This window comes from Cryobacterium glucosi (assembly GCF_004402235.1).
Classification (GTDB): Bacteria; Actinomycetota; Actinomycetes; order Actinomycetales; family Microbacteriaceae; genus Cryobacterium; species Cryobacterium glucosi.
The window spans coordinates 20,432-39,557 of the sequence record NZ_SOFS01000019.1 but is presented as its reverse complement, the minus strand read 5'-3'; the positions used below and the strand labels follow the sequence as shown (position 1 = coordinate 39,557).

The 19,126-nt window shown below is 69.2% G+C and carries 22 protein-coding genes and 1 tRNA gene; 16 read left to right on the top strand and 7 right to left on the bottom strand.

Annotation, left to right across the window (positions count from 1 at the left end):
• Positions 1-8 precede the first annotated feature (8 nt).
• Both E3O46_RS08695 and E3O46_RS08690 read right to left on the bottom strand, forming a co-directional pair.
• Positions 9-440, bottom strand: a complete 432-nt coding sequence (locus tag E3O46_RS08695; protein WP_134558257.1) for an FmdB family zinc ribbon protein — start codon at positions 438-440, stop codon at positions 9-11.
• A gap of 74 nt (positions 441-514) precedes the next feature.
• Positions 515-1,093: a 5-formyltetrahydrofolate cyclo-ligase gene (locus E3O46_RS08690; protein WP_134558258.1), complete on the bottom strand. Its 579-nt coding sequence runs from the start codon at positions 1,091-1,093 to the stop codon at positions 515-517.
• Between the two features lie 34 nt (positions 1,094-1,127).
• Here E3O46_RS08690 and galU point away from each other — a divergent pair, with 34 nt between their 5' ends.
• The 4 genes from galU to E3O46_RS08670 all read left to right on the top strand — a co-directional run bounded on the left by galU (position 1,128) and on the right by E3O46_RS08670 (position 4,166).
• Positions 1,128-2,021 carry a UTP--glucose-1-phosphate uridylyltransferase GalU gene (gene galU, locus E3O46_RS08685; protein WP_134558259.1) on the top strand — a complete coding sequence of 298 codons (894 nt, stop codon included), beginning with the start codon at positions 1,128-1,130 and terminating at the stop codon, positions 2,019-2,021.
• Positions 2,022-2,096: 75 nt separating this feature from the next.
• The gene (locus E3O46_RS08680; protein ID WP_134449330.1) at positions 2,097-2,756 is read left to right on the top strand and encodes a GNAT family N-acetyltransferase; all 660 of its coding nucleotides are present in this window, start codon (positions 2,097-2,099) and stop codon (positions 2,754-2,756) included.
• Between the two features lie 143 nt (positions 2,757-2,899).
• A complete protein-coding gene (locus E3O46_RS08675) occupies positions 2,900-3,997 on the top strand; it encodes a hypothetical protein (protein ID WP_134561546.1) in 1,098 nt (365 codons plus the stop codon).
• Positions 3,998-4,093: 96 nt separating this feature from the next.
• A tRNA-Ala gene (locus tag E3O46_RS08670) sits at positions 4,094-4,166 on the top strand.
• 105 nt (positions 4,167-4,271) lie between these two features.
• Here E3O46_RS08670 and E3O46_RS08665 read toward each other — a convergent pair.
• Positions 4,272-5,075, bottom strand: coding sequence for an IclR family transcriptional regulator (locus E3O46_RS08665; RefSeq protein ID WP_134449332.1), 804 nt, complete (start codon positions 5,073-5,075; stop codon positions 4,272-4,274).
• 176 nt (positions 5,076-5,251) lie between these two features.
• Here E3O46_RS08665 and E3O46_RS08660 point away from each other — a divergent pair, with 176 nt between their 5' ends.
• The 4 genes from E3O46_RS08660 (at position 5,252) to E3O46_RS08645 (ending at position 8,795) form a co-directional block, all read left to right on the top strand.
• A complete protein-coding gene (locus tag E3O46_RS08660; RefSeq protein ID WP_134561545.1) occupies positions 5,252-5,968 on the top strand; it encodes a CoA transferase subunit A in 717 nt (238 codons plus the stop codon).
• Positions 5,969-6,027: 59 nt separating this feature from the next.
• The gene (locus E3O46_RS08655; protein WP_134449334.1) at positions 6,028-6,741 is read left to right on the top strand and encodes a CoA transferase subunit B; all 714 of its coding nucleotides are present in this window, start codon (positions 6,028-6,030) and stop codon (positions 6,739-6,741) included.
• The gene (locus E3O46_RS08650; protein ID WP_134561544.1) at positions 6,738-7,931 is read left to right on the top strand and encodes an acetyl-CoA acetyltransferase; all 1,194 of its coding nucleotides are present in this window, start codon (positions 6,738-6,740) and stop codon (positions 7,929-7,931) included. Before E3O46_RS08655 ends, E3O46_RS08650 begins: the two co-directional genes overlap by 4 nt.
• A gap of 66 nt (positions 7,932-7,997) precedes the next feature.
• On the top strand, positions 7,998-8,795 hold the full coding sequence (locus E3O46_RS08645; protein WP_134449336.1) for a hypothetical protein: 798 nt from the start codon (positions 7,998-8,000) through the stop codon (positions 8,793-8,795).
• 79 nt (positions 8,796-8,874) lie between these two features.
• On the opposite strand, the gene E3O46_RS18850 is transcribed toward E3O46_RS08645, so the two are convergent.
• Positions 8,875-8,997, bottom strand: a complete 123-nt coding sequence (locus E3O46_RS18850) for a hypothetical protein (RefSeq protein ID WP_255453709.1) — start codon at positions 8,995-8,997, stop codon at positions 8,875-8,877.
• A gap of 150 nt (positions 8,998-9,147) precedes the next feature.
• Here E3O46_RS18850 and E3O46_RS08640 point away from each other — a divergent pair, with 150 nt between their 5' ends.
• Positions 9,148-9,390 (top strand): hypothetical protein, encoded by a 243-nt coding sequence (locus E3O46_RS08640; RefSeq protein ID WP_134449337.1) that lies wholly within the window; start codon positions 9,148-9,150, stop codon positions 9,388-9,390.
• A 94-nt stretch (positions 9,391-9,484) separates the two neighbouring features.
• On the opposite strand, the gene E3O46_RS08635 is transcribed toward E3O46_RS08640, so the two are convergent.
• Together E3O46_RS08635 and E3O46_RS08630 are read right to left on the bottom strand one after the other, a co-directional pair.
• Positions 9,485-10,831: a threonine/serine exporter family protein gene (locus tag E3O46_RS08635; protein ID WP_134449338.1), complete on the bottom strand. Its 1,347-nt coding sequence runs from the start codon at positions 10,829-10,831 to the stop codon at positions 9,485-9,487.
• A 67-nt stretch (positions 10,832-10,898) separates the two neighbouring features.
• The gene (locus E3O46_RS08630; RefSeq protein ID WP_134561543.1) at positions 10,899-11,810 is read right to left on the bottom strand and encodes a DUF4349 domain-containing protein; all 912 of its coding nucleotides are present in this window, start codon (positions 11,808-11,810) and stop codon (positions 10,899-10,901) included.
• A gap of 209 nt (positions 11,811-12,019) precedes the next feature.
• On the opposite strand from E3O46_RS08630, the gene E3O46_RS08625 reads away from it, so the two are divergent.
• The 3 genes from E3O46_RS08625 to E3O46_RS08615 are packed head-to-tail and all read left to right on the top strand — an operon-like array spanning position 12,020 to position 14,150.
• Positions 12,020-12,241 carry a hypothetical protein gene (locus tag E3O46_RS08625; protein WP_134449340.1) on the top strand — a complete coding sequence of 74 codons (222 nt, stop codon included), beginning with the start codon at positions 12,020-12,022 and terminating at the stop codon, positions 12,239-12,241.
• Positions 12,242-12,262: 21 nt separating this feature from the next.
• Positions 12,263-13,129: an alpha/beta fold hydrolase gene (locus E3O46_RS08620; protein WP_241975490.1), complete on the top strand. Its 867-nt coding sequence runs from the start codon at positions 12,263-12,265 to the stop codon at positions 13,127-13,129.
• Between the two features lie 34 nt (positions 13,130-13,163).
• Positions 13,164-14,150 (top strand): aldo/keto reductase, encoded by a 987-nt coding sequence (locus E3O46_RS08615; RefSeq protein ID WP_134561542.1) that lies wholly within the window; start codon positions 13,164-13,166, stop codon positions 14,148-14,150.
• A 33-nt stretch (positions 14,151-14,183) separates the two neighbouring features.
• On the opposite strand, the gene E3O46_RS08610 is transcribed toward E3O46_RS08615, so the two are convergent.
• A complete protein-coding gene (locus E3O46_RS08610; RefSeq protein ID WP_134561541.1) occupies positions 14,184-15,008 on the bottom strand; it encodes an aldo/keto reductase in 825 nt (274 codons plus the stop codon).
• Between the two features lie 252 nt (positions 15,009-15,260).
• Between E3O46_RS08610 and E3O46_RS08605 the strand changes: the two genes are divergently transcribed.
• From E3O46_RS08605 to E3O46_RS08590, 4 genes are all read left to right on the top strand, one after another.
• Entirely contained in the window at positions 15,261-16,301 is a 1,041-nt protein-coding gene (locus E3O46_RS08605) for an NAD(P)-dependent alcohol dehydrogenase (protein WP_134560542.1), read from the top strand.
• A 37-nt stretch (positions 16,302-16,338) separates the two neighbouring features.
• On the top strand, positions 16,339-16,917 hold the full coding sequence (locus tag E3O46_RS08600) for a hypothetical protein (protein WP_174774654.1): 579 nt from the start codon (positions 16,339-16,341) through the stop codon (positions 16,915-16,917).
• Positions 16,914-18,479: a GMC family oxidoreductase gene (locus E3O46_RS08595; RefSeq protein WP_134561540.1), complete on the top strand. Its 1,566-nt coding sequence runs from the start codon at positions 16,914-16,916 to the stop codon at positions 18,477-18,479. Before E3O46_RS08600 ends, E3O46_RS08595 begins: the two co-directional genes overlap by 4 nt.
• Before the next feature lie 84 nt (positions 18,480-18,563).
• Complete coding sequence (locus E3O46_RS08590) at positions 18,564-19,109, top strand: YbhB/YbcL family Raf kinase inhibitor-like protein (RefSeq protein WP_241975489.1); 546 nt, start codon at positions 18,564-18,566, stop codon at positions 19,107-19,109.
• The last annotated feature ends 17 nt before the right edge of the window (positions 19,110-19,126 follow it).

Sequence of the window (19,126 nt, the reverse complement as noted above, 5' to 3'; positions counted from 1 at the left end):
GGCCCTCCTTAGGGTTTTGCGGACGGGGCCGCACTCGAAGTGGGGGTCGAACGTGATGCTGATGATACCGATGACGACGACGGGCCGGCGGATGCCCCGCCCGACTTCTCGGACGACGCGCCCGACTTCTTCTCCGACTTCTCGGCCTTCTTGGGCTTGTCAGAACCCTTGTCGGAGTGCGAACCCTTCTCGCCGTGCGACGCGGTGTCCGCGTGCGACTTGGCGTGCTTCTTCGGGTGCGCCTGCAGGGCCGCTTTCGCGTCCGAGCGGGAGTCGTTCTGGTAGAAGCCCGAACCGGTGAAGCTCACGCCGATCGAGGAGAACACCTTGCGCAGCTTGCCGCCGCAGGTCGGGCAGACGGTCAGCGTGTCGTCGGTGAAGGCTTGCTGGATATCGAACGCGGTGTCGCACTCGGTGCAACGGTAGGAATAGGTAGGCACTGAAACTCCGGCTGTAGGAACCCGGCGCGCGCCGGGAACCCTGATTGAAATAGATGAACGTGAGGGTGGATGAGTTAGAAGGTGATGATGCGCGTGGGCGTGACCAGGCCGTCGACGGGCTGGTCGTGCACTTCACGCGGCACGGAGTCGACGTATTCGTTGTCGAAGACGACGGCGTAGACCGGGGGACATTTCTCCATCGACCCGAGGGTCTTGTCGTAGTAGCCGCGGCCCCAGCCCATCCGCAGCCCGGTCGTGTCGACGGCGGCCGCGGGGACGATGATCAGGTCGACGTCATTGATCGCGATCGGCCCGAGCAGGCTGCCCGCGGGTTCTGGCATCCCGGAGACACCGGGGAATTCGGTCTGGTCCTCGCCGACGGTCCAGTCGAGCAGGCCGTCGTCCCGGGAGACCGGGAAGAGCACCCGGATGCCCTGGGCCTCGGCCCAGTTCACGAACGGCCGGGTATTGGGTTCGTTCCTGGCGGACAGGTAGCAGGAAATGGAGCGAGCGCTGAGGTCGACGACGATGCTCTGCAGGTTCGCGGTGAAGCCCGCCGTCGCGGCATCCGTCTCGACCGAGGTCATGTTCTGCCGGCGCTCACGCAGTTCGGCGCGGAGCGCCCGCTTTCGGTGAACGGTCTCGGAGTCCATATAAGTCATCCTAGATGCCGATAGCGTAGGGGCCATGGGTACACGCATCACGAAAGCCGTCATTCCCGTTGCTGGTCTGGGAACTCGCTTCCTCCCGGCCACGAAAGCAATGCCGAAGGAGATGCTCCCCGTCGTCGACAAACCGGCGATCCAGTACGTCGTCGAAGAGGCCGTCGCGGCCGGCCTGAACGACGTCCTGATGATCACCGGGCGCAACAAGAACGCCCTGGAGAACCACTTCGACCGGATGACCGAGCTCGAGGACGTCCTGATCCAGAAGGGCGACAAGGACCGCCTCGCCAAGGTTCAGTTCGCGACAGACCTCGCCGACATCCACTACGTTCGCCAGGGCGACCCGCTCGGCCTCGGCCACGCCGTCCTCCGCGCGAAGATGCACGTCGGAAACGAGGCCTTCGCCGTGCTCCTCGGCGACGACATCATCGATGCCCGCGACCCGCTGCTCGAGAAGATGCTCACCGAGCAGGTCGAACGCAACACGAGCGTCATCGCGCTCATGGAGGTCGAGCCCTCGCAGATCCACCTCTACGGTTGCGCCGCGATCGAGGCCACCGACGACCCCGACGTCGTGCGCATCACCGGCCTCGTCGAGAAGCCCGCTGAAGCGGATGCCCCGTCGAGCCTCGCCATCATCGGCCGGTACGTGCTCCGCCCCTCGGTCTTCGGCGTGCTCGAGCACACCGAGCCGGGCAAGGGCAACGAGATCCAGCTGACCGACGCCCTGCAGGAGATGGCGGTGAACCCCGAGACCACGGGCGGCGTCTACGGCGTCATCTTCCGCGGTCGCCGCTACGACACCGGCGACCGGCTCGACTACATCAAGGCCATCGTGCAGCTCGCCGTCGACCGCGAAGACCTCGGTCCCGACTTGCGCCCATGGCTCAAGGGATTCGCCGCCACCCTCGACTGATCGGGGTGACTCGGGGACTGATCCGGGTGACTACAGTGGGGGAACACCAGTTGAATCCGAGTAGACAGGCAGGTTGTGGCGATCGCGATTCCGACGCTCTTCGACGGTGATGTGACGTTGCGTCCCATCCGGCTGCGCGATGACAAAAACCTCGAACGCTCCCTGATGGAGAACCGAGGCTGGCTGCGCGCCTGGGAGGCGACCAGCCCATATGCGCCGATGTCCTTCGACACCCGCGCGAGCATCCGCAGCCTGCTCGCGCACTCGCGCACCGGGAACGGCCTGCCGTTCGTGATCGAATTCCAGGGCCGGCTGGCCGGGCAGCTCAACGTCTCCTCGATCAGTTGGGGCTCGCTGTCGAGCGCGACGATCGGGTACTGGGTCGCCGAGGAGTTCGCCGGTCGTTCGATCACCCCGATCGCCGTGGCCCTCGCGACCGACTACTGCTTCGGGCAGCTCGGGCTGCACCGGATGGAGATCTGCATCCGGCCGGAGAACGGCCCCTCCCTGCGCGTCGTCGAGAAGCTCGGCTTCCGCTACGAGGGCCTCCGCCGCCGCTACATCCACATCAACGGCGACTGGCGCGACCACTTCTGCTTCGCCCTCGTGGCCGAGGAAGTGCGCCAGGGCGTGCTGCGCCGCTGGCGCGACGGGGCAGCCCCCGCCGATGCTGCGGCGGTGACCCCCGCGGACAGGGCCGCGGCGGCGCATCCGCTCGGTGTGGCCGAGTACTGAGCATCGAACCACAATCCCGCGCACAAGAGACGCCGCGCAAAAAGACACGCCGCGCAAAAAGAATCGTCGATTCACCGGCGAGTCGGCGGACACACCCCGTCTAATCAGCGCCGGAACGGCCCCTGACTCATACCGTAGGGAGCATGAGTAGCGAGGTCCTGGGTGGCGGAGTCATGGTGGGGGTCGCCGCCGTGCTCTGGGTGGCCTATTTGATGCCGACCTGGACCCGACGACGCCAATATCTCACGATCGAACGCAATGCGGTTCGGTTGCAGCAGACCATGCGTATCCTCGCGGAGACGTCGGAGATTCCGCAGGAGGTACGACTCGAGGCGAATGCCCGCACGGTCGTGACCCAGCAGAAGCTGCTCGCGCAGGCCGAGGAGGACGCTCGCGTCGAGGCCAAGGCCGTGATGGCCGCCGCGAGTTCCGCCCGCCGCGCGGTCGCCGCCCAGGCCGCAGCAGAACGCGCCGCCGCCGCGCAGGTCGCCGCGGTGCAGGCCGCCGCCCAACGCGTCGCCCAGTCCACTGTCATCGGGCATGCAGCGGCCAGGAGCCGGCGCGTGCGCCGCGTGCGTGCCCTCGCGACCCTCGTGCTCCTCGGCGGCCTCCTGGCCGTCACACTCGGCCTCGTCGCCCTGGTCTCCGGCGGCTCGGCCGTCCTCCTCGCCGTCGGCGCCGCCTCCGGCGTCCTCGCATTCGGCACCCTCAACCGCCTCGCCCGCACCAGCGCGCACGCCAGGGCCCGGTCCGTCGCCGCGGGCCCCGCCGTCGCCGAAGCCCGCTCCCGGCCGCTCGTCGGGCAGGACTTCGAACCGGTGCAGTTCGAGGAGACCCCCGTTCCCGTGCAGACCTGGACGCCGCACCCGCTGCCCCGCCCGCTGCACCTCGCCCCCGGCACGGTCGCCCAGGTCGCCATGGCTTCAGCGGATGCCGCCGCGCAGCTCCGCCGGGCAGCCGCGGAGGCCGAGGTGGCCCGCCGAGCCGACCAGCTGCAGGTCGCGGTCACGCCGCTCCGGCACACCGGAACGATCTTCGCCCAGGGCAGCAGCCTGGGCAGCAACGTGGGCACGAACGTGGGCACAAGGCCGGTCACGAAGACAGGGCCGGTCGCCGTCGCGGGCAAGGCAACGGTCGCCGCACCGGTCAGCCGCTTCGCGTCGATGGGCATCGTCGGCGAGACCGAGCCGGGAATGACCGACCTCGACGCCGTTCTGCGCCGCCGCCGCGCCGCCGGGTAGGCACTCGGACGAGCACCCCCGTTCCGCCAGGAGGTCGCCGCGCACGGGGTGTGCTCAGAACGAGGCCCAACGCGTGATATTCTTCATAAGCGGTTGGGGGCTATGGCGCAGTTGGTAGCGCGTCTCGTTCGCAATGAGAAGGTCAGGAGTTCGAATCTCCTTAGCTCCACCGGCAAGACAGAAGGATCGTGGCCCAGCGGCCCCGGTCCTTTTGTCGTTTCCGGGGTGAATTCCAGCCACGACGATACTCGGCGACACGTGAGGGTTGCGCGGATCAGTGCGCGAGCGGGCCGGGCTTCTGCAACTCCTGGGTGATCCGGTTCGCCTCCTCGAGGAGCAGGCGACCGAGGAACTCCTGTCGCTCCGGCCGGAACCGGGGCTCGATCCCGGTCAGGGACAGCGCCCACGCCGGCCGGCCGGACCGATCGAAGATCGCCGCTCCCATGCCCCAGCTGCCCTCCAGGATCAGCCCGGGGTTGACCGCATACCCCGTGGTGCGGGTGAGCTCGAGGTTCGAGCGGATGCCCGCCGCCGTGTGCGCCGGACCCCACGTCGCTGCGAGCTCGCCGCCCAGCAATGCCGTCACCTCGTCCTCCGGCAGGTACGCGAGGATCGCGAGCCCGGCGGAGGCGACGCCGAGCGGGAACCGCACGCCCTCGTGCAGAACGAACGACCGGATCGGGAAGCTGCCCTCTTCCCGCAGCAGGCAGACGGTCTCCGCGCCTCGGCGGATGGAGAGGAAGGCGCTCTCGCCGGTCTCCTCGGCGAGCCGGCGCAGGCTCGGCCGGGCGAGCTCCTCGATCGGGTATCGGTCGGCGGCGACGACCCCCATCACGAAGATCTCGGGCCCGTAGTGCCAGGTGTGCCGCACGGGATCGTGGTCGAGCAGCCCCTCTGCGGCGAGCGAGGTGAGCAGGCGGTGCACGGTCGGCCGGGTCAGGCCGGAGTCCCGCACGATGTCGGAGAGCGCAGCCCCGCCCGGCGCGCGGCCCACGAGCCGGAGAAGCAGGGCGATCCGGGCCGTCACCTGGGCGCCCTGCACGGTGCCGCTCGGTCCCTTTGCGTCAACCGTGGTCATCTCGACTCCTATGTGTCCATAATGTGGATGATGGTGAGCCTAGTGTTCACGGGGTGGATGCGCAATCAAACGCACGGATTTCCGCGATTGACAGGGTCTTCGCCGCCCGGTTAGCATGGCCGTCAGACAGCGTGTCCACAGGGTGGACACAGTGAATGCTCAATGAGGAGACGACCATGTCCACGGTACTGACCAGCGCGGCCGACGCACTCGGTGACGTCCTCCACGACGGGATCGTGCTCGCGGTGGGCGGCTTCGGCCTCTGTGGGATTCCCGCCGACCTGATCGACGCGGTGCGGGCATCCGGTGTTCGTGATCTCACGGTCGTCTCGAACAACATGGGCGTCGACGGGATCGGTCTCGGCCGGCTGCTCGAGACCGGGCAGGTGCGGAAGGTGATCGCGTCGTACGTCGGCGAGAACCGGCTCTTCGCCGAGCAGCTTCTCGCGGGCGAGCTCGAGGTCGAATTCAGCCCCCAGGGCACCCTCGCCGAGCGCCTCAGGGCCGGGGGAGCAGGAATCCCCGCCTTCTACACGAAGACCGGGGTCGGCACCCTCGTGGCAGCGGGCAAGCCCCACGCGGTGTTCGACGGCATCCGCTACGTGCAGGAACGCGGCATCGTCGCCGACGTCGCCCTCGTGCACGCCTGGCGCGCCGACACGGAGGGCAACCTCGTCTACCGGTACACCGCCCGCAACTTCAACCCGCTCGTCGCGACCGCCGGCATCGTCACGATCGCCGAGGCCGAACAGATCGTGCCGCGCGGCACGATCGACCCGCACGACGTCGTGACGCAGGGCGTCTACGTGCAACGCCTCGTGCAGGCGGATGCCCGGGCCAAGCCGATCGAGCAGCGCACCGTGCGCGAGCGCGCGGTCGTGGTGCCGGCCTGAGCCGCCCGCGACCCACCCACCAGAGACCCCCCATCCGATCGACACCCAGGGAGTACCCCATGACGTGGACCAGAGACGAGATGGCCGCGATCGCGGCCGGCGAACTGCACGACGGCGACTACGTCAACCTCGGCATCGGTATCCCGACGCTCGTCGCCAACAACCTGCCTGAGGGGGTCTCGGTCACGCTGCAGAGCGAGAACGGGCTGCTCGGCATGGGGCAATTCCCCTGGACGGGCGAGGAGGACGCCGACCTGATCAACGCGGGCAAGCAGACCGTGACGATCCTGCCGGGCGGATCCGTCTTCGACTCGGCGATCTCGTTCGGCATGATCCGCGGCGGTCACGTCAAGGTCGCGATCCTCGGTGCGATGCAGGTGTCCGGCAGCGGGGACCTCGCCAACTGGACGATCCCCGGCAAGATGATCAAGGGAATGGGCGGCGCTATGGACCTCGTCGCGGGCACCCCGCGGGTGGTCGTGCTGACCGAACACGTGGCACGGGACGGCGCCCCCAAGATCGTGACCGAGTGCAGCCTGCCGCTGACCGGCGTCGGGGTCGTCAACCGGATCATCTCCGACCTCGCTGTCTTCGACGTGACAGAGACCGGGCTCGTGCTGCGTCGCCGCGCCCCCGGGGTCACCCTCGAGGATCTCCGCGCCTGCACGGAACCGGACTTCACGGTCTCGGAGACGGAAACCGACACCGCAACCGACACCGCAACCGACACCGCAACCAACACCGCAACCGACCAGAAAGCTGTGCGACTGTGAGCCTCCAGGAACAATTCGGCACCGACGTCCTCCTCGCCGGCTGGGGGCACAGCCGCTTCGGCAAGCTCAGCGACGACACCCTCGAGACCCTGATCGTGCAGGTCGCCACCGAGGCGATCGCGAACTCCGGCGTCGACGCCGGCGAGATCGACGAGATCTACCTCGGCCAGTTCAACTCCGGGCTCGTTCCGCTCGCCTTCGCGTCCTCGCTCGCGTTGCAGACCGACCCGGCGCTCGCGTACGTTCCGGCCACCCGGGTCGAGAACGCCTGCGCCTCCGGCTCGGCCGCGTTCCAGCAGGGCGTCAAGTCCCTGCTTGCCGGCACCGCCCGCACCGTGCTCGTGATCGGGGCGGAGAAAATGACGGATGCCTCATCCGAGCGGGTGGGATCCGCGCTGCTCGGCGCCGACTACGACCTGGCCGGCCAGCCGTCGACATCCGGTTTCGCCGGCCTCTTCGCCGTCGTCGCCGAGGCATACGCCGACCGCTACGGCGACGTCGGCGACGTGCTCGGCTCCATCGCCGCCAAGAACCACCGCAATGGCGTCGACAACCCCTTCGCCCAGCTGCGCAAGGACCTCGGCGAGGACTTCTGCCGCACCGTCTCCGAGAAGAATCCGATCGTGGCCGGGCCGCTCCGGCGCACCGACTGCTCCCCGGTCTCCGACGGGGCCGCCGCGATCGTACTCACGGCAGGGGCGCCCCGCCGCTCCGGAGCCGCGACCGATCCCGTGCGGCTCACCGGCTTCGGTCAGGCCAACGACTTCCTGCCCGCCGCCCGCCGCGACCCCACCGCCTTCGCGGCGACCCGGATCTCGTTCGAACGCGCCCTGCGGATGGCGGGGGTGGGCCTGGACGAGCTCGACTTCGCCGAGGTGCACGACTGCTTCACGATCGCCGAGCTGATCATGTACGAGGCGATGGGGCTCACCCCGCCCGGCGAGGGCCGCCGGGCCGTCGAGGAGGGCTGGGTGTACCGCGGCGGCAGGCTCCCGGTCAACATCTCCGGCGGACTCAAGGCGAAGGGCCACCCGGTCGGGGCGACCGGAGTGTCGCAGCACGTCGTCTCCGCGATGCAGCTCACCGGCACCGCCGGCGACATGCAGCTCGATGCCCCGCGCCGTGCGCTCGTGCAGAACATGGGTGGAGTCGGCGTCGCGAACTACGTGAGCGTGCTCGAGGCCGTCTGACGCGGCATCCGCAGCACCGGTGTCGGGGGTGCCCGGTAGCCTCGGCCACGAACGAGGGAGCGGGGCATGAGCGGCACGGACATCCCGGCAGGAGGCGGCGGCACAGCGAGCGGCGGCACTGCGGTGCGGTTCCGCTGCGGCCACGGCGCCCCGGCAGCGGATGCGCGCATCACCCTGAACAGGGACTGCCCGCTCTGCGTGCTCCTGCGTGAGACCCGGCGCACCAGGGCCCAGCTGGTCGGCACGGTCGCGGCGGGCGCGCGCGGCGCCCTCGCGCAGGAGACCCGCATCGGCGCCGTCTACGACTGGATCTGCACCCGCGGCCACTCCCGGTACACCGCGACGGTCCGCGAAGCCCTCACCGGCCCCGGGTGCCCCCGGTGCCAGGCCAATGCCGCCGCCCCGGCCGCCCGGTTCGAGGGCGGCGTGCCGTTCATGAAGCCCGGCCTGCGGCTCGGCACCTCCGCGACCGAGCAACGGCTGCGGGTGGCGCTCGGGGAGCGCATCCGCCTGCCGCACCGAGTGAATGCCGTACGCATCAGCCGCACCTTCTACGGCAAGCCCGAGGTCTGGCCGGACATCATCATTCCGGCGCTCCGGATCGCGATCGAATACGACGACCCTGGGCGCGACGGCCTGGCGCATCGCGGCCTCAAGGAGGCCTCAGACCGGGAGAAGGACGCGGCCCTGAACGAGGTCGGCTGGGAGGTGATCCGGGTGCGGGCCGGCGGCCTCACGGAATTGGGCCGCCACAGCATCGTCTGCCGGGCGGTGACGACGGCGGTCGTCGACCGGATCCTGGAGCTCCTCGTCGAGATCCGGGGTTCCGAGGCCGTCTCCGGCATTCGGCGGGACCTGGCCTAACGGAAGAAGGGTGCCGCCCCGCCGAAGCGGGACAGCACCCTGTCTGCAGTGGAACTGCGTGAAACTAATCGGGCGGAGGCTACGCCTTCCGTGCCTTCTCGGCCGTCTCGTTGGACTTGGCGTGCTTGTCGGCACGCTTCTCCTTGAGAGATTTTCCGGCGACCTTCTTGGTCGCGTCCTTCTTGGGTGATTTGTCAGCCATGTGCACTCCTTCGACCCGAGCCCCAGCGGCATCGTCTTCCTCGACCCTACGCGGAATCGCTGGGAACGGCATCCGCTCGGCCCGGCCCTTGTGCCCGGGCGCGCCGGTCGTAGGCTGTGTGCGACCAGCCACCTGAGGGATTGAGGGAATATGAGCGAGAACGACACGTACCGGGCGATCTTCTACGGCGCCAACCCGATCGCCGCGGGAACCGAACGAGTACTGGAATACGTCAACGGCAGATACGCCCAGGAGGTCACCCTCGAAGTCGAGGAGGACGGGCAGATCGTGCGGCGCGTCTTCAAGCTCGGGCACGTCACCGAGGAACCGATCTCGTACCGCTACGTCGAGGACCTCCACGACGAAACCGGAGAGGCCGACGTCCCGAACTGACCCCGGGCTGCCGGACGGACAGGACGTGTTCCGTTCCGGTCGAGAGTGACGCGCGGAACGGGCACTCTCGACCGGAACGGTGCACGTGGCGTGGCTAGATGCGCTTGCCCGGGCTGCGGCTGAGCCGCACCGGAAGCGCCATCAGCGGACCGACGAAGCGGCGCTGCAGCCTGCGTGCCGGGCCCCAGACGAACTGCACGAGGTACTGGGCGAGGATCGCCCCCGCCGCCAGCGCCACGGCGACCGCACCGGCGGTCAGCATGCTGAGCACGCCGTCGATGTTGCCGTCGGAGAGCTGCAGCAGGCCGCTGAACAGGGTCAGCCCGGGCACGAGCGGCACGAGTGCCGTCACGACGATCACGAGCGGCGGCGTGCGCACGACCCGTGACGTGAGCGCGGCGGCGAGCCCCACTCCGACGGCCGCGGCCGCCGACGACCAGACCAGCCCGAAGCCCGCGCTCGTGCCACCCAGGTACAGGATTTCGGCGAGCGCCCCGAGCAGGCACACGACCCAGTACGCGCGCCACGGCACCTGCACCGCGAGCGCGAAGCCCACGACGATGACGACGGATGCCGCGAGGAGCGCGGCCACGTCGGCGAACGTCAACGCGACGTTGCCGTTCACCCGCAGCACCAGGCCGAACCGGGCGAGGAGGAGCGACGCCCCGGCGACGCCGGTCACCAGGCCGCCGGTGATGAGGAGCGCCTCCATCATGCGGGCGGTTCCGGTGAGGTAGAAGCCGGACAGGGTGTCGTGGACCGCGCCGAAGGTCGTGACCCCGGCGAGGAGCATGATGATCGTCGCGATCACGACGAGGGAGGGATTCGCGGACGGGTCGACGAGCGCGACGACAGCTGCCGTCATCGGGCCGATGGCCCCGCCGACGACGTTCTGGTAGAAGACCGGCACCTGTCGCCGGTCGAGCGCCGTCGTGATCAGGTCGATGAAGAAGGTCGCGATGAACGCGGCGACGAGCACGGTGAGCCCGCCACCGATCAGTACGGCGGCGCCGGCGCCGACGAGGCTCCAGCCGAGCCGACGCCAGAGCGCGGTGACCTGGGGGCGGGCGCTCACGATGGTCGCGAGGGCCTTGCGCGCGTCGGCGACATCGATGGGATTCTCGATGAGTTCGGCGATCAGCTCACTCGTGGCGGTGAGCTTCCCGTAGTTGAGCGAGCGGTACTTGACGTTGCGGCTGCGCGTGATCGACTCGTGCGTGCCCGGGTCTTCGTGGGTGAGGGCGATGATCGTGTGCGTCACGTTCGCCTCGGTACCCTTGAGCCCGTACGCGCGGGTGATCGCTTCCATCGCGGCGGTGGCATCCTCGGCGCCGGCACCGGCGGCGAAGATGACCTCGGCGAGGCGCATGGTCAGGTCGAGGACCGCGCGGGTGTAGCCCGCGTTGTCGAAGACCCCGATGCTGACGGTGGCGTCAGACATCCGTTCGACGGACCTTTGTGGGGCCCGGCGGGGAGCGGTGGGGGGTGGAGTGGGTCACCCCCCAAGCCTAAGCAGCCTTTCCCTTGCGCCGGGACATCCGCACGATGAGGATCACGATGAGCGCGGTCACGCCGAGGAGTGCGATCCACGGCAGCGCGTAGCCGATGCCGACGAGCGCGGCGCCGAGCGCGCCGACCATGGCCGCCCAGCCGGCCCCGATCGCGGTCCAGAAGTCGCCGGGGGCGCCGGGCGCGACGGTGCCCGTTGAGTAGAGGGAGAGGGTGATCGTCGAGAAGTCGACCTGATCGGACAGGAAATTGCGCTGCGACTGCAGGCTTTCGAGGTCCGCCTGCCTCTGGGAGAGCGTGCCCTCGATCGCGATCAGGTCTGTCGTCGTCGTCGCCTGCTGCATCAGTGAGAGCAGCCGGTCGACGGAGGTCTTCAGGGCGGTGATGCGGGCGTCGAGGTCCTGGGTCTGCTGGGTGATGTCCGAGGCGTTGAGCGACACGTAGTTGAGGGTACCGAGCTTCTTCAGGTCGGTCACCGTGCGGTCGAGGGCGGCGGCCGGGATGCGCAGGGTGAGGGTTGCGCTGGCCGGCTGGTTGTCGGTCGCGGGGTTCTCGGTGCGGCTGTCGATGCGGCCGCCGGCCTGCTCGGTGATCGTCACGGCGTCCTGCGTCGCCTTGATCGGGTCTTTTGCCGTGACCGACATCGATCCCGTCATGATCACGTCGCGTTGGCCCGACGCGACTTCGCTCGTGCTGCCGGCGACGGTGCCCGAGGTGGCGCTCCCGGCGGCGTCTCCGGCTTGCGGGGCCCCGAGGATCCCGGAATCCTTGGTCGTTCCGTCGCCCGTTGCGGCGCCGGTTCCGGGGTTCGTCACGGAGGAGCCGGCATCGTTCGACGAGCCGGAGGCGGAGCATCCGGCCAGCAGGAGCACGGCGGCGAGGAGCGCTGCGGCGGCGGGAAAACGTTTCATGGGGCAACTGTATGGCGCGCCCTGAGGCCACTGTCTGGACGCCGTCTGGGAGTCGAATCACAATCCCGTCTCGGTGCGGGCGCAGTTGTTAGGGTCGATTCATCGGCCAGGCAACGCCGGCCGAGTGCCACGGGACACACGTTCCACGAGACGCGCTCTCCCTGACACGCACGCTCCATGAGACACATTCGACACACGACGGAGGAAACATGGGATTCGCAGAGAACGCCAAGGACGCCCTCGACGCGACCGGGCAGAAGATCAGCCGGACGTTCGAGGACACCAAGGACCGGATCGAAGACAAGGTCGACGAGATCAAGGCGGATGCCGAGGTCAAGCGCGCGGAGGCCGGCGTCAAGCACGCCGAGGCCGAGCGCGACGCGACGAAGGCCACCAAGGAGTTCAAGGAAGGCCTGCGCGACGATACTTGAGTCATGGGATGGTGGGCGGCGATGAGGGATCGGTTCCGTCGACGCCGCCCGCCCCTCCTGCACATCGCGACCGATGAAGGCACGGGGCCGGTCGTCATCCTCGTGCACGGCATCGCCAGTTCGTCCGTGACGTTCCGGGAACTGGTGCCGCTGCTCACCCCGCGGCACCGGGTCATCGCGGTCGACATCCTCGGCTTCGGCGAATCGCCGGCTCCTGAGGGCTGCGAGTACCGGCTCGAGGACCACGTCGAGGCGCTCGCAGCCACGATCCGTTCGCTCCGGCTGCGCGAGCCGTTCGTGCTCGTCGGCCATTCCCTCGGCAGCCTCATCGTCGCCCGGCTCGCGGCGTCGCAGCTGACCCGGTTCGATCGCCGCACCCGAATCTCGCGCGTTGTTCTCGTGGGCCCGCCCGTCTATCTCTCGCCGTCCGAGATCGGGGACCGCTGGGTGCGTGCCCGGGTCAATGTGTACCTGCGCGTTTATGCGTTCCTGCGGGAGAACAAGGATCGCACCATCACGAACGCGGCGATCATCTCGCGGATGCTGCCGAAGGGCATCTTCGAGATCACCGAACGCAACTGGACCCCCTTCGTGAAGTCCCTCGAGCACTGCATCGAATCGCAGACCCTCGTGAGCGACATCGCGATCCTGCGCGTGCCCGTCGACGTCGTCTACGGCAGCCTCGACGCGTTCATCCAGTCGGGCAGCCTGACCGTGATCGAGCGGATGCGCCACGTCTCGATGCACCGCGTGGAGGCGAACGACCACCTGATCCGGCCGCGCCTGGCCCGGGAGCTGCTCGCGGTCATCGAGACTGCGACAGGGGTCGACGACCGACCGGTGGACCCGGAGGGGCCGCGCGCACCGGCATCCGCTGTCGCACGCTGACCAGGGCGGCCGGCCGGGTGATTAGGCTGGGGACATGGACACACGCACCCTGGGAAGAACCGACCGAACCGTCTCCGTGATCGGGCTCGGAACCTGGCAACTGGGAGCGGACTGGGGGGACGTCAGCGAGGCCGACGCGACCGCCGTTCTCGCAGCATCCGTCGACGCCGGCGTCACCTTCTTCGATACCGCGGACGTCTACGGCGACGGACGCAGCGAGCAGATCATCGGGCGCTACCTCGCCGGGGACGGCAAGGACGCCGGGATCACGGTCGCGACCAAGATGGGCCGCCGCGTCGACCAGCTCGCCGAGAACTACGTGCTCGCCAACTTCCGGGCCTGGACCGAACGCTCCCGCCGCAACCTCGGTGTCGACACCCTCGACCTCGTGCAGCTGCACTGCCCGCCGAGCGCGGTCGTCGAATCGGGCGAGGTCTACGACGCGCTCGACACCCTCGTCGCCGACGGCACGATCGCCGCGTACGGCTTCAGCGTCGAAACCTGCGACCAGGCCCTCGCGGCGATCTCCCGCCCGGCCACCGCGACGGTGCAGATCATCCTGAATGCGTTCCGGCTCAAGCCGCTCGACACCGTGCTTCCCGCGGCCCGCGCCGCCGGGGTCGGCATCATCGCCCGGGTGCCGCTCGCGAGCGGTCTGCTCACCGGCAAGTACACCCGCGCCACGACCTTCGCCGAGAACGACCACCGCAACTACAACCGCGACGGCAGCCACTTCGACGTCGGCGAGACCTTCTCGGGCGTCGACTACGAGACCGGGCTCACGGCGGTCGCCGAGTTCGCCGCGCTCGTTCCCGCCGGGCTCACGCCCGCACAGGCCGCGCTCGCCTGGGTCGCCCAGCAGGACGGCGTGAGCGCCGTCATCCCCGGCGCGCGCTCGATCGCGCAGGCGCAGGGCAACGCCGCGGCCGGGTCGGTTCCCCCGCTCAGCGCCGAGTTCCTCGCCGGCGTTCGCGACATCTACGACCGGCTCCTCCGCGCCCAGATCCACCCGCGCTGGTAGCACTCTCGCGGATACTGGTGCGTGCGGGGGCGATCAGCCGAGGTCGTCGGGGTCCCGGCCGGTGCGCTCGCCGGAGTCGAGGGTCGCGATCGCGGCGAGGTCGGCCGCGTCCAGGCTGAAGTCGAAGACGTCGAGATTTTCGCGGATGCGGGACGGTGTCACCGACTTCGGGATCACGATGTTCCCGAGGTCGAGGTGCCAGCGGATCACGACCTGCGCTGCTGACTTGCCGTAGCGGGCGCCGATGGCGTCGAGTGTCGGGTTGCCGATCGCCCTGCCGCGGGCGAGGGGTGACCAGTCTTCGGTGAGGATGCCGTGGGCGGCGTCGTAGGCACGGGCATCCGCTTGCTGCAGCCAGGGGTGCAGCTCGATCTGGTTGACCACGGGAACCACGTCGGTTTCGGCGAGAAGCCGGTCGACGTGATGCGGGTGGAAGTTGGAGACGCCGATCGAGCGGGCCCGCCCGTCGGCGCGGATCGCCTCGAGGGCCCGCCAGGTGTCGACGTACTTGTCCTGGCGCGGGGCCGGCCAGTGGATCAGGTACAGGTCGACGTAGTCGAGCCCGAGCTTGCCGAGGCTCTCGTCGAAGGCACGCAGGGTGCTGTCGTAGCCGTGGTCGGCGTTCCACACCTTGGTCGTCACGAAGACGTCGCCGCGGGGGAGGCCGGCCCGGGCGATGCCCTGGCCGACGCCGGCCTCATTGGCGTAGAGCGCTGCGGTGTCGACGTGCCGGTACCCGGACTCGAGCGCGACCTGCACGGCGTCGGCCGCGTCGGCATCCGGAATCTTGTAGACCCCGAGCCCCAGCTGCGGGATGGAGTGGCCGTCGTGGAACTGCAGAACGGGTGAAGAGGTCATAGCTCCATTAAACCGGCCATGCGGCTTTCCGCGAAAGCGGGTGAATCGTCGGTTGGACACGGCCTGAACGACGATTCACCCGCTTTCGCGGAAGGGGTGGCCCGGCGAGGTGCGCGCTTCTCACGTGGTGAGAGGCGCGCTTTCGAGTCGGCGGCCCAGCACCGAGAGTATGAGGATCTCGTGCCGACCCCTCGGGGGTGCGGCAGGCCGGGCAACGTCGCCCGGCGAGAACCCGGGATGCAGGAGGTCACGGTGAAGGCTGTCCGGATCCATTCCTATGGCGCACAGCCGACCCTCGACGACGTGCCGGAGCCCGAGATCCTCGGCCCGTGGGACGTGCTCGTCGACGTCGGCGCCGCCGGGCTCTGCCGTACCGACCTGCACATCATCGAAGGCCAGTGGGATCCGATCCAGCACCCGCACCTGCCCTATACCCTCGGCCACGAGAACGCCGGCTGGGTACGGGCGTGCGGCTCGGCCGTGCACAACGTCGCGGTCGGGGACACCGTCATCATGCATCCGCTCACCAGCTGCGGGCTCTGCCCCGCCTGCCGGGAGGGCCAGGATTCGCACTGCGAGAACGCCACCTTCCCCGGCATCAATGTCGACGGCGGCATGGCCGAGGTGCTGCGCACGAACGCGCGCGCCGTGGTGAAGCTCGACCCCGCGCTCCAGCCCCGGGACGTGGCCGCTCTGGCGGATGCCGGACTCACCGCGTACCACGCCGTGCGGAAGGCCGCCCCGGTGCTCTTCCCCGGCAGCCACGCCGTCGTGATCGGATCCGGCGGCCTCGGGCACATCGGCGTGCAGAGCCTCGCGGCGATCACGAGCGCGGAAATCACGGTCGTCGACCGCTCCGAAGCGGCGCTCGAGCTCGCCGGGCAGATCGGCGCACACCACACCGTGCTCGCGACGAGCGACGCGGCGGTCGAGAAGGCCGTCGCCGAGATCACCGGTGGCGGCGCGCACATCGTCTTCGACTTCGTCGGCGAACGCGGCGCAGAACTGCTCGCCCCGAAGTTGCTCCGGAACCGTGGCTCGCACTATGTGATCGGCTACGGCGGTACGGTCAGCCTGCCGACGATCGAGATCATCTCCCGCGAGATCAATGTGATCGGCAACCTCGTCGGCACATACACCGACCTTGTCGAACTGATGACCCTCACCGCCCAGGGCAAGGTCACCCTGCACACCGCCGTCTACCCGCTCGAGGCCGCCAACGACGCGATCGCCGACCTCGAGAGCGGTCGCCTGGTCGGCCGCGGCATCCTCGTACCCGGTCACGCCGCCTGAGCCAGATCCACCCCGATCCATCCGAAGGAGACCAACAGTGACGTTCCTCGAAACCTCGGAAGCCCCGAGCGGCTTCCTCGACTCCCCGCAGGCGCGGGCCCTGCTCGTGCGCGTCATCCGGGTGGCATTCCCGCACGCGCAACTGCCGGACACCGCATACGAGAAGACCGCAGACGCCCTGATTGCGCTCGCCGAGAAGACGCCACGGCACTTCCTCGCCCTGTCGTCCGGCCTCGCGAGCCTCGACACCCTCCCGGCCGGAGCGTTCCTCGACCTCAATGCGATGGATGCCACGGCCCGCCTCCGCGCGATCGAACAGACCGAATTCTTCGGCTTCGTTCGTGCGAACACCGTGCTGACCCTCTACAACCTCCCGGAGGTCTGGCAAGCGCTCGGCTACGAGGGCGCATCCTTCGACAAGGGCGGCTATCTGCACCGCGGTTTCAACGACCTCGACTGGCTCCCCGAGCCGCGGATCGAGGAATACACCGGCGAACTGCGCTACGTCGAGATCGGTCCGCTCACCCGGCAGGTCGGTGCCGCGACCCCCGCGACCCCGGCTGCGGCATCCGCAGCCCCGGAATCCGCTTCGGGCAGGGACGAGGTGACGAAGTGAGCGCCATCGACCACGACGAGGAGGCCGTCGTCATCATCGGGTCCGGAGCGGGAGGCGGCACCCTCGCCTACGAGCTCACTGCCCGGGGCATCCCGGTCGTCGTGCTCGAGGCAGGGCCCCACATCACCAATGCGGAATACGTCAACGACGAGTGGGCGGCGTTCTCGCAGATGGCCTGGCTCGACCCGCGCACGACGAGTGGCTCCTGGCGCATCGCCCGTGACTTCCCGAACCTGCCGGCGTGGATCGTCAAGGCCGTCGGCGGCAGCACCACGCACTGGTCCGGCGCCACGCCGCGCTTCCTCGCCCACGAATTCCAGGCTCGCAGCACCTACGGCGGTATCGACGGCGCGAACCTGCTCGACTGGCCGATCACCCTCGCCGAACTCGCGCCGTACTACGACCGCGCCGAGATCGCGATGGGCTCGACGCACCGGCACGGTCGCGCCGCCCTGCCCGCCAACAACAACTACAAGGTGTTCGCCAACGGTGCCGCCCGGGTCGGCTACAACTTCTACGCGACCGGTCCGTACGCGACGAACGCCGAGCCGTACGACGGGCGCCCGGCATCCGTGCAGGACGGCTTCAACTTCCAGGGCGACAAGTCCGGCGCGAAGTGGAGCACCCTCGTGCGCGAGATTCCCCGTGCGGAGGCGACCGGTCACCTCGACCTGCGGCCGCTCAGCCAGGCCGTGCAGATCACGCACGACCGGACCGGGCGCGCCGATGCCGTGCTGTACCTCGATGCCGCCGGCGGCATGCACCGGCAGCGGGCACGCATCGTCTGTGTCGCCGGGAATTCGATCGAGACGCCTCGACTGCTGCTGCTCAGCGCGAGCTCACTGTTCCCGGACGGACTCGCGAACTCCTCCGGCCAGGTCGGCCGCAACTACATGCGGCACACCACCGGCTCCGTCTACGCCCAGTTCCCCGACCCGGTGCACTCCTACCGCGGCGAGACCATGGCCGGGATCATCGCGGACGAGGCGCGCCACGACGAGCGCCGCGGCTTCGCGGGCGGCTATTACCTCGAGACCCTTTCGCTCGGGCCGGCGTTCCTCGCGGCCTTCGCGGACCCGGGTTCGTGGGGGCGCGACTTCACGTCGATCCTCGACGGCTACGCGCACACCGCGGGGCTCTGGATCGTCGGCGAGGACATGCCTCAGGAGACCAACCGGATCACCCTCAACGGTTCGGTCACGGATGCTGCCGGCCTGCCGGTCGCGAACGTGAACTTCGACGACCACCCGAACGACGTCGCCATGCGCGACCACGGCTACCGCCAGGCCGAACTGCTCTACGACGCGGTCGGGTCGATCTCGGCGCACCGCACCCCGCCGTATCCCTCGACGCACAACCTCGGCACAAGCCGGATGAGCGCACGACCGGAGGACGGCGTGGTGAACAAGTTCGGGCGTGCCCACGATGTGCCGAACCTGTTCGTGAGCGACGGGTCGGTCTTCACGACCGGCGCCGCGGCCAACCCGACGCTCACGATCGTGGCCCTCGCCATCCGGCAGGCCGACCATATCGCCGAACAGCTCGCCAACCGGTCCCTGTGACCGGGCTACCGGCTCCGGGATCCGGGACCCCTCCGGCACCCTGACACCGTCCCGAACCACGCCCGACAAGGAGATGACGCACCCATGACCCACGACCAGATGATGAGAACCCCGTACGACCAGATCGGCGACGTGCCGACCTTCACCCTCGAATCGAACGATGTCGAGAACGGCCGGGAACTCGACCCGCCCCAGCGCAGCGGGATCTTCGGCGCCGGCGGCAGCGACACGTCCCCGGAACTGCACTGGAGCGGTTTCCCGGCGGGAACCCGAAGCTTCGCGGTCACGATGTACGACCCGCTCGCCCCGACGGCGAGCGGATTCTGGCACTGGGCCGTCGCCGACATCCCCGTTTCGACGACGAGCCTGCCGACCGGTGCGGGGGAGGAGGACAGCACCCTGCTCCCGCCCGGCGCCTGGCAGCTGACCAACGACGCGAGCCTCCGCCGCTACCTCGGTGCGGCCCCGCCGGCCGGCCACGGGCGGCACAACTACTACATCGCCGTGCACGCCCTCGACGTCGACACGATCGGGATCCCCGAGACTTCGACGCCCGCGTTCCTCACCTTCAACCTCGGCGCGCACACCCTCGCGCGCGCCGTGATCACGCCCTGGTGGGAGGCCCGCTAACCGTCGCGGAGCGGATG

Coding starts and splice junctions, on each gene's coding strand:
- E3O46_RS08665 (WP_134449332.1), bottom strand. CDS start 5,075: ATGACCACGGTTGACGCAAAGGGACCGAGCGGCACCGTGCAGGGCGCC.
- E3O46_RS08645 (WP_134449336.1), top strand. CDS start 7,998: ATGAGCGGCACGGACATCCCGGCAGGAGGCGGCGGCACAGCGAGCGGC.
- E3O46_RS08630 (WP_134561543.1), bottom strand. CDS start 11,810: ATGAAACGTTTTCCCGCCGCCGCAGCGCTCCTCGCCGCCGTGCTCCTG.
- E3O46_RS08620 (WP_241975490.1), top strand. CDS start 12,263: ATGAGGGATCGGTTCCGTCGACGCCGCCCGCCCCTCCTGCACATCGCG.
- E3O46_RS08640 (WP_134449337.1), top strand. CDS start 9,148: ATGAGCGAGAACGACACGTACCGGGCGATCTTCTACGGCGCCAACCCG.
- E3O46_RS08610 (WP_134561541.1), bottom strand. CDS start 15,008: ATGACCTCTTCACCCGTTCTGCAGTTCCACGACGGCCACTCCATCCCG.
- E3O46_RS08615 (WP_134561542.1), top strand. CDS start 13,164: ATGGACACACGCACCCTGGGAAGAACCGACCGAACCGTCTCCGTGATC.
- E3O46_RS08655 (WP_134449334.1), top strand. CDS start 6,028: ATGACGTGGACCAGAGACGAGATGGCCGCGATCGCGGCCGGCGAACTG.
- E3O46_RS08675 (WP_134561546.1), top strand. CDS start 2,900: ATGAGTAGCGAGGTCCTGGGTGGCGGAGTCATGGTGGGGGTCGCCGCC.
- E3O46_RS08660 (WP_134561545.1), top strand. CDS start 5,252: ATGTCCACGGTACTGACCAGCGCGGCCGACGCACTCGGTGACGTCCTC.
- E3O46_RS08590 (WP_241975489.1), top strand. CDS start 18,564: ATGACCCACGACCAGATGATGAGAACCCCGTACGACCAGATCGGCGAC.
- E3O46_RS08690 (WP_134558258.1), bottom strand. CDS start 1,093: ATGGACTCCGAGACCGTTCACCGAAAGCGGGCGCTCCGCGCCGAACTG.
- galU (WP_134558259.1), top strand. CDS start 1,128: ATGGGTACACGCATCACGAAAGCCGTCATTCCCGTTGCTGGTCTGGGA.
- E3O46_RS18850 (WP_255453709.1), bottom strand. CDS start 8,997: ATGGCTGACAAATCACCCAAGAAGGACGCGACCAAGAAGGTCGCCGGA.
- E3O46_RS08635 (WP_134449338.1), bottom strand. CDS start 10,831: ATGTCTGACGCCACCGTCAGCATCGGGGTCTTCGACAACGCGGGCTAC.
- E3O46_RS08625 (WP_134449340.1), top strand. CDS start 12,020: ATGGGATTCGCAGAGAACGCCAAGGACGCCCTCGACGCGACCGGGCAG.